This window comes from Subdoligranulum variabile, assembly GCF_025152575.1.
GTDB classification, from domain to species: domain Bacteria; phylum Bacillota; class Clostridia; order Oscillospirales; family Ruminococcaceae; genus Gemmiger; species Gemmiger variabilis.
The window spans coordinates 3,238,784-3,244,954 of record NZ_CP102293.1; the positions used below are offsets into that span (position 1 = coordinate 3,238,784).

Consider the following 6,171-nt stretch of genomic DNA (forward strand, 5'->3'; position numbering starts at 1 on the left):
TTCTTCAGATTTCTTTTCCGGCTTTCCAGGACAGGATGTAATGCATGGTATCGGGAAGGTCCCTGTTCGCCTGGGGTACGGATACAAAAGCGCCGGCAAGCCCCAGTTCCAGAGCTGTCTGATGGAAGTGGGACAGTGCAATGCCCAGGTCCACCTGCTTGATCAGTTGTTCCGGCTCTGCAAGTCCGGGCTTATACGACGCATAGAAATGATACAGGTCCCCGGCTTTGCATACCCGCCAGGGCTGCGCGTTGGTGGCAGACGGTGCCAACCGCACCATTTCCAGCGGTTGGGCGTAGAGGCCCGCCTCGGCGGTGGTGAGCGGGGTGTGGAAATCCTCCTGAAAGAACAATTCTTCCCAGGGTTTGCGAACCGAGGATTTCATGGTGGCGCGCATGAGGGTTTCCGCCAGGCTGCGTTTGGCGGCGGGATAACCTACCGGCGAGATGGCCGGGAAGAGTTCCTCCTTGGAAATCCCCATGGAAGCCGCGAAATGCTCCCGCTGAAAGGTAGCGGCCAGCCACACCGTGCCCAACCCCAGATGGGTAGCATACAACAACAGATTTTCAAATTCATATCCGGCAGCCAGCGGCGCCAGCTCGTTTTTGGGGACAGAAACCCCCAGAAAGGTGCTGGCCCCCTTGATCACGCCATAAGTGCCCAGTTTTTCCCCTGCAGTATCCACCTTCCTGTCGAGGATATATTCGTGAACCGGAACGCCGAAGGGATTGTCCAGCCGCTCCATGAAGGCCACCAGGGCAGCCCGGTCCTGTGGGGAAAGAGCCCGTTCCTCATAGGTGCGCACACTGTGCCGCTTCTGAATGGTCTTCACAACGGGAATGGATCGTTTCACCGGTCTGCCTCCTTTACATCTCAATCATCACTTTACCGTGGAGCGGTCCTTTTGCCACCAACTGTAGTGCCTCGTTCGCCTCCTCCAGGGTAAAGACACGATCATCCACAGCCGGGTGTATCTGCTGCTGTTCCACGACCTTGGTAATTTCCCGGAGCTGTGCACCGTCAGAACGGACAAAGACAAACCGGTATTCTTTCCCCTGCTTTTGGGCGGTCTTGTCGTATTTTCGGCCTGCCAAGGCGAAGAGCTGTTTTTTCCAGCCGGGAAACTGCCTAGCCTCGGCGAAAGCCCTGTTGGGTCCGGTGCGCAGGCTGACCAGGCGTCCGCCTTGTTTCAGCACCGACAGCTCATGTTCAAACTCCGCCGGGCCCAGCGTATCGATCACCCCGTCCAGGCCGGACAGCTGCTCCCAGTAATTTTCCTGCTTGTAGTCCAGATAGCGGTCCACACCCATGGCCATAAACGATTCCTTCGACCGTGCGTTGCCCGTAACCGTGACGTGCAGCCCCAGAGCTTTGGCTAGAGGAACGGCCATCTGACCGAAACTACCTGACCCGCCGGGGATCAGGATTTTTTGTCCGGGCTTTGCTTCCAGTTCTTCGGTGATTGCCTGCCAGGCAGTCAGACCAGTCAGCGGGACAGCGGCTGCCGTGGCGAAATCGTACCCCGCGGGCATTTTGGCGATTGCTTTCTGGTCCACGGCCACATATTCCGCGAAGGCACCGATTTTGTGGATGGGCAGCCGGGCATAGACTTGATCTCCCTTCTGAAATCCGAGTACTTTGTTTCCCACCTGCCCCACAATTCCAGCGCACTCATTGCCCAGAGTCAGGGGCATGGAGTATCCTTGAATCAGTTTGACACTCCCTGTCAGAATCAGAAGATCCACGGGGTTGACCGCCGCCGCCTTGACCCGGATCAACACTTCGGAATCGGAAATTGCCGGGACGGGCACATCGCGCAGAACGGTATGGATGGTTTTGGCATAGCGCTCAATCTGGATTGCTTTCATGGAAAACCTCTTTCTGTCAGGAAATTCTCTTGCTTATTTATGAGAATCGGAACGGCATCAGATGTAACGAATACAATTAAAACGAGTCAGTGTAGCATACTCCAGATGTAATGTCAATAGTTACACATAGAGAAAACCTTGCTTCGTCACATACTCACAACAAGCCTTCCTAACCGGAGTTATCCATAGCATGATGTCGTGGCTGTTTACCCATTAATTATAACCCCACGTTCAACGTGGGGTTGGAACAATGGCCCCATAGGAGCCGCAATGCCAGCCGCGTCTAAAGACGCACAATAAGCGACGCCAACCGCACTTGGCGTCGCTTTTTTACCTGCTTATTTTACTTTCTGTTGGAGTTCTCTTGCGAATCGTCATCGTCAAAGTCTGCTACATTTCTGAATGGATCTTCGTATTCTCTGAAGCTCAACTGGTCCCCCATCTGGTCATTCATCTCTTGATCCAGAATATAATGTTTTATTGCTGCTTCCTGCCCTCCCACTGTATTGACGTAATACCCCTTACTCCAAAATACACGGCGTCCGTATTTGTACTTTATGTTTGCGCGCTTTTCGAATATCATAAGTGTACTTTTTCCCTTAAAATATCCTACAAAATCTGCTACTGCCAATTTGGGTGGAATCGATACCAGCATATGGATGTGATCCGGTATTGTATGGGCCCCGATCATTTCCACATATTTGTATTCGCAAAGCATTCTCAGTATCTTCCCTATATCTTTGCGCTATTCTCAGTATCTTCCCTATATCTTTGCGCTGCTTCGTGTATATTACTTTTCTCCGATCTTTTGGCACCAGCACTATATGATATTTGCAATTCCAATTAGGTCAGTTTACAAGGAACTACACGCAGACCACGAAACGGGGGCTGCTGACAACAAATAAAGGCTGAATATCAAGCACCGGGGAAGTGCGAGATATTCAGCCTGTTTTGTTGTCCGGGGTTTCCAAAGGGGCTTTCCCTTTGGCACACGACTTTGCTTGCAAAGTGTAGTGTGTTATACGCTCTGTCGGCGTTGCTGCGAAAATGAGGTTGCCGCCGGGGAGGGCAAGGGCATTTGAAGCAGCAGGAAAACAGGGCTGTGATTGCGTGGCGTGAAGCCGCAAGCGCAGGACTGGTTTCATCAGCAGACAGGGCGGATATGAAAGCCCCCGTCCCTCGTCCCACGCCGGACTACGGGACAAAATGTCCCGAACCATTTTGATAAGCAAGCGTACTTGTCAACCGTTACCCTTTTTGAAAGAACCACTACCACGATAAGTGTTGACAACACAGGTAAAGACTTGTCCACAGTGTTTGCACCGTACCATGTGAACCATAATTTCATCCGCCCATCCATCTTCGGTCTTTACCTGATTCAACGGGCAAGTGGATTCTTCCTCAAGCAGTTCAAAACCGCCATTTGTCACAAGCTGTTGGATGTATTCGATACACGCCAGATAATCTTTCGGTGCGTTAAATCTCTTCCATTTCTGAATATTATGACAGTAGTCACACATTGCAACTCCCTCCATAACCAAATTTTCTAAATTTTGAAATGGGCGGGAAAGCCATTTTAGGGCTTTCCCGCCTTGATTACCCATCAGCAAAGACGGGCGAGGCTGTCAACGGCGGCGCATTTATGCGCCGTTCATCTTGACCGTTGACTGGCTCGGCTGGCTTTGCTATTTTTTCAACAGGTAGATTTAGATAATTAGCAAATTGACACTAATACGGCTCTTTCTTGCTCTGCCATTTTTTCATAAAACTTTTTCAAATTTTCAAATGAATTTCTTAAATCATCTTTAATTAAATCTGCTTCATCTTCATATCCCCAAATATCGGGGTAAATACCATTTTGGCGAAACGCACGCATATCAAATTTATCAATATATGTTTCAAAATTAAGTTCCTGCAACGCTTTTGCAATTTCTTTTACTCTATCGGTTTTCGTTCCAGATATAAAGATTTCTTCCCCAGAAATATTAAACTGTCCTACAATCGCTTCACTGATTAAATTATCTTCAATCGGTTCGCTGGCAGATTTTCCTGTCAGCAAGAAATGAAGTGCGTCCCACATTTTATCTATATCACAAATTTCCAAGTTCTCATTTTCCTGCGCTTCTTCCACATCATCAAGGCACATAAATTTTTCTAATTCAGTGTCAGTAGTTGACTGATAATTTGCAATCATTCCCATGTATTTTTCCTCCATATTTTACTGTCTTGTTCTCTACTTCCGTCCCCGCTGTGGGTTCGGATTTTTCAGCAAGTCCGACTTCTGTGCAATCTTTTTCAGCCACTTCTTTTCTTCTTCGGACAACTTCTTCAAATTCAATTTGAGCCGCTTACAGATAAACGCCAAAGCCGCTTGCTCCGGGTCGCTGCCCTCGCTGGCGACTTCATCTGCGGTCTGTAAAAAATCTTCCAGCGGGTTGTCCTCCGGGACGCTGAAAAAATCGTCCTTATGCGCTTCCCGCAGGTCAAGAGCTATCTTGTTTATGTCCTGCTGTATCACATAGCGGCAAAAGCTGTCATCATCAATATGGGCGGCGATAAGCTGTCTTAACTGTGGGTCGGTCAAGCCGGGATTGTGCTGCTTCATAATGGTTGCGCTTACAGCGTCCACAATGGCGTTTGCACTCTGTACCTGTTTTCCCGCCACGCCGTTCACATAGATTTCAAGGTCTGCCATCAGCCGGGGAAAATCAGGGTGCGCCGCCAGCTCACACAAGAGGGAATTATCCACCCGCCCACTTTTCAATAGTTCAATCATATCATCGCTCAAACACAGGTCTGCAAGATCGGCGTTTGGGTGATTTCTTGTTTCGGACAGCCCCAGCAGGTAATCGGCGGTCACGCCGTAAAACTTTGCCAGCTTGATAATGGCATAGTGGCTGATGTCCTTGAAGTCCTTTGCTTCATAACTACCCAGTGCAGACTTGGAGAGATTTACCTGTTCTTCAAGCTGCTCCAGCGTCAGCCCACGCTCTACACGCAGGTCTTTTAGGCGTTCCTGTATGGACAGTTCCATGCGCTCCCTCCCCTTGTCTGCTCGATAAATAGGAATTTCAAAAGTTCAAAGAAATCTGAAATCCAAAGTCTTTTTCACATTGAAAATTTTTCCCAATTTGCCTTACAAAATAATCTTCATCTTCTGGGAATACCACTTTTGTTATAGACCTTAATAAAGTCAATTTATCAACAGACTCTTTCAGTACAATTTCATATGTACTCCATCCATCTGTTACAGGCGAAGATATGTCATCAATCATATCTGAAAACAATTCATATCCGTTTATACATTGGTTCTTTGCTAATTGGCTAGCCCTAAATGAACATAACATTTTTTCAAGCATACTGTATTGTCTGCCGTTCAAACTTACCTGATATGTTTTCATGTAGCGTTTCTCCTCCCACTTTCGGTTTGTCCCCCTGTATTTAATTATTTTACCACAATTCCGAGAGCGTGGAAATAGCCTGTTTTTTAGACCGATTTCCCACCTTTCGGATATACGGCACAGGCGGTCAAAAAAGTGTAGACTTGAGATAGTTCATCGATGAACAGCGCATTGAAAACAAAATGACCGTCCGAAAAGGAATACCCTGGCTGGGGAAGCGCCGCAAGGAGCCAACTTCTGGACACTTTGTCCAGAGGTCACTTCGGGACAAGTTGTCCCGAAGCTGTGGGGAGCGCGCCAACGCCGGAACACGCCGCAGGAATGGGGCAGGAAGCCTTTTCGGGGAGAACGGCAACGGAAAACAAACGGAGGGACGCATGAGAAATAACCCATACAAAGACTTGCCACCGTTGGAGCGCAGGCCGGACGGCACGCACTACCGCATGACCCCGGCACAGCGGAAACAAGCCAACGCCTTAATACGCCGGGAGTGCTGTAACTGTGAGGACGGGGACTGTATCGCTCTTGACGATGGGGACACCTGCACTTGCCCACAGATGATTTCTTTCTCGGTCTGCTGTAAATGGTTCCGCTGGTCGGTCTTGCCGCAAATCGGAATGCTGGAAGCAGAGATTTTCCGGGATAAGGAGCTAAAACGCTGTGCGGTCTGCGGCAGAGTGTTCGTCCCAAAGTCCAACCGGGGAAAATACTGTCCCGACTGCGCCGCCAGAGTTCACAGGCGGCAGAAAACAGAAAGTGAACGGAAAAGGAGGTCTGCTGTGGACAGTTAGGGGCTGAAAAGTCCTTGATTTACAAGGCTTCCAGAGTGCGAAACCGGGGGAAGTCGTATCAAGTATCGCCCTCCCCCGGAAACACCGTCCTAACCGTCCACAAAACACGAT

7 protein-coding genes and 1 pseudogene are annotated in these 6,171 nt (G+C 49.2%); 1 reads left to right on the forward strand and 7 read right to left on the reverse strand.

The features are described 5' to 3' along the window. Positions 1-4: 4 nt before the first annotated feature. From NQ490_RS15340 to NQ490_RS15370, 7 genes and pseudogenes are all read right to left on the reverse strand, one after another. Positions 5-853, reverse strand: coding sequence for a nitroreductase family protein (locus NQ490_RS15340; RefSeq protein ID WP_040917539.1), 849 nt, complete (start codon positions 851-853; stop codon positions 5-7). A 13-nt stretch (positions 854-866) separates the two neighbouring features. After that, complete coding sequence (locus tag NQ490_RS15345; RefSeq protein WP_007046255.1) at positions 867-1,868, reverse strand: NADP-dependent oxidoreductase; 1,002 nt, start codon at positions 1,866-1,868, stop codon at positions 867-869. A gap of 343 nt (positions 1,869-2,211) precedes the next feature. Continuing rightward, positions 2,212-2,692 (reverse strand): annotated as a pseudogene (tnpA, locus tag NQ490_RS15350) (IS200/IS605 family transposase). Positions 2,693-3,109: 417 nt separating this feature from the next. Then, entirely contained in the window at positions 3,110-3,388 is a 279-nt protein-coding gene (locus tag NQ490_RS15355; protein WP_040917537.1) for a hypothetical protein, read from the reverse strand. A 194-nt stretch (positions 3,389-3,582) separates the two neighbouring features. Then, positions 3,583-4,068 (reverse strand): YfbM family protein, encoded by a 486-nt coding sequence (locus tag NQ490_RS15360; RefSeq protein WP_040917536.1) that lies wholly within the window; start codon positions 4,066-4,068, stop codon positions 3,583-3,585. 33 nt (positions 4,069-4,101) lie between these two features. After that, a complete protein-coding gene (locus NQ490_RS15365) occupies positions 4,102-4,902 on the reverse strand; it encodes a helix-turn-helix domain-containing protein (RefSeq protein WP_007046252.1) in 801 nt (266 codons plus the stop codon). Positions 4,903-4,939: 37 nt separating this feature from the next. Next, positions 4,940-5,269, reverse strand: a complete 330-nt coding sequence (locus NQ490_RS15370; RefSeq protein ID WP_055194841.1) for a hypothetical protein — start codon at positions 5,267-5,269, stop codon at positions 4,940-4,942. A 443-nt stretch (positions 5,270-5,712) separates the two neighbouring features. Here NQ490_RS15370 and NQ490_RS15375 point away from each other — a divergent pair, with 443 nt between their 5' ends. Next, positions 5,713-6,060 (forward strand): cysteine-rich VLP domain-containing protein, encoded by a 348-nt coding sequence (locus NQ490_RS15375; protein WP_455432114.1) that lies wholly within the window; start codon positions 5,713-5,715, stop codon positions 6,058-6,060. Positions 6,061-6,171: the final 111 nt, after the last annotated feature.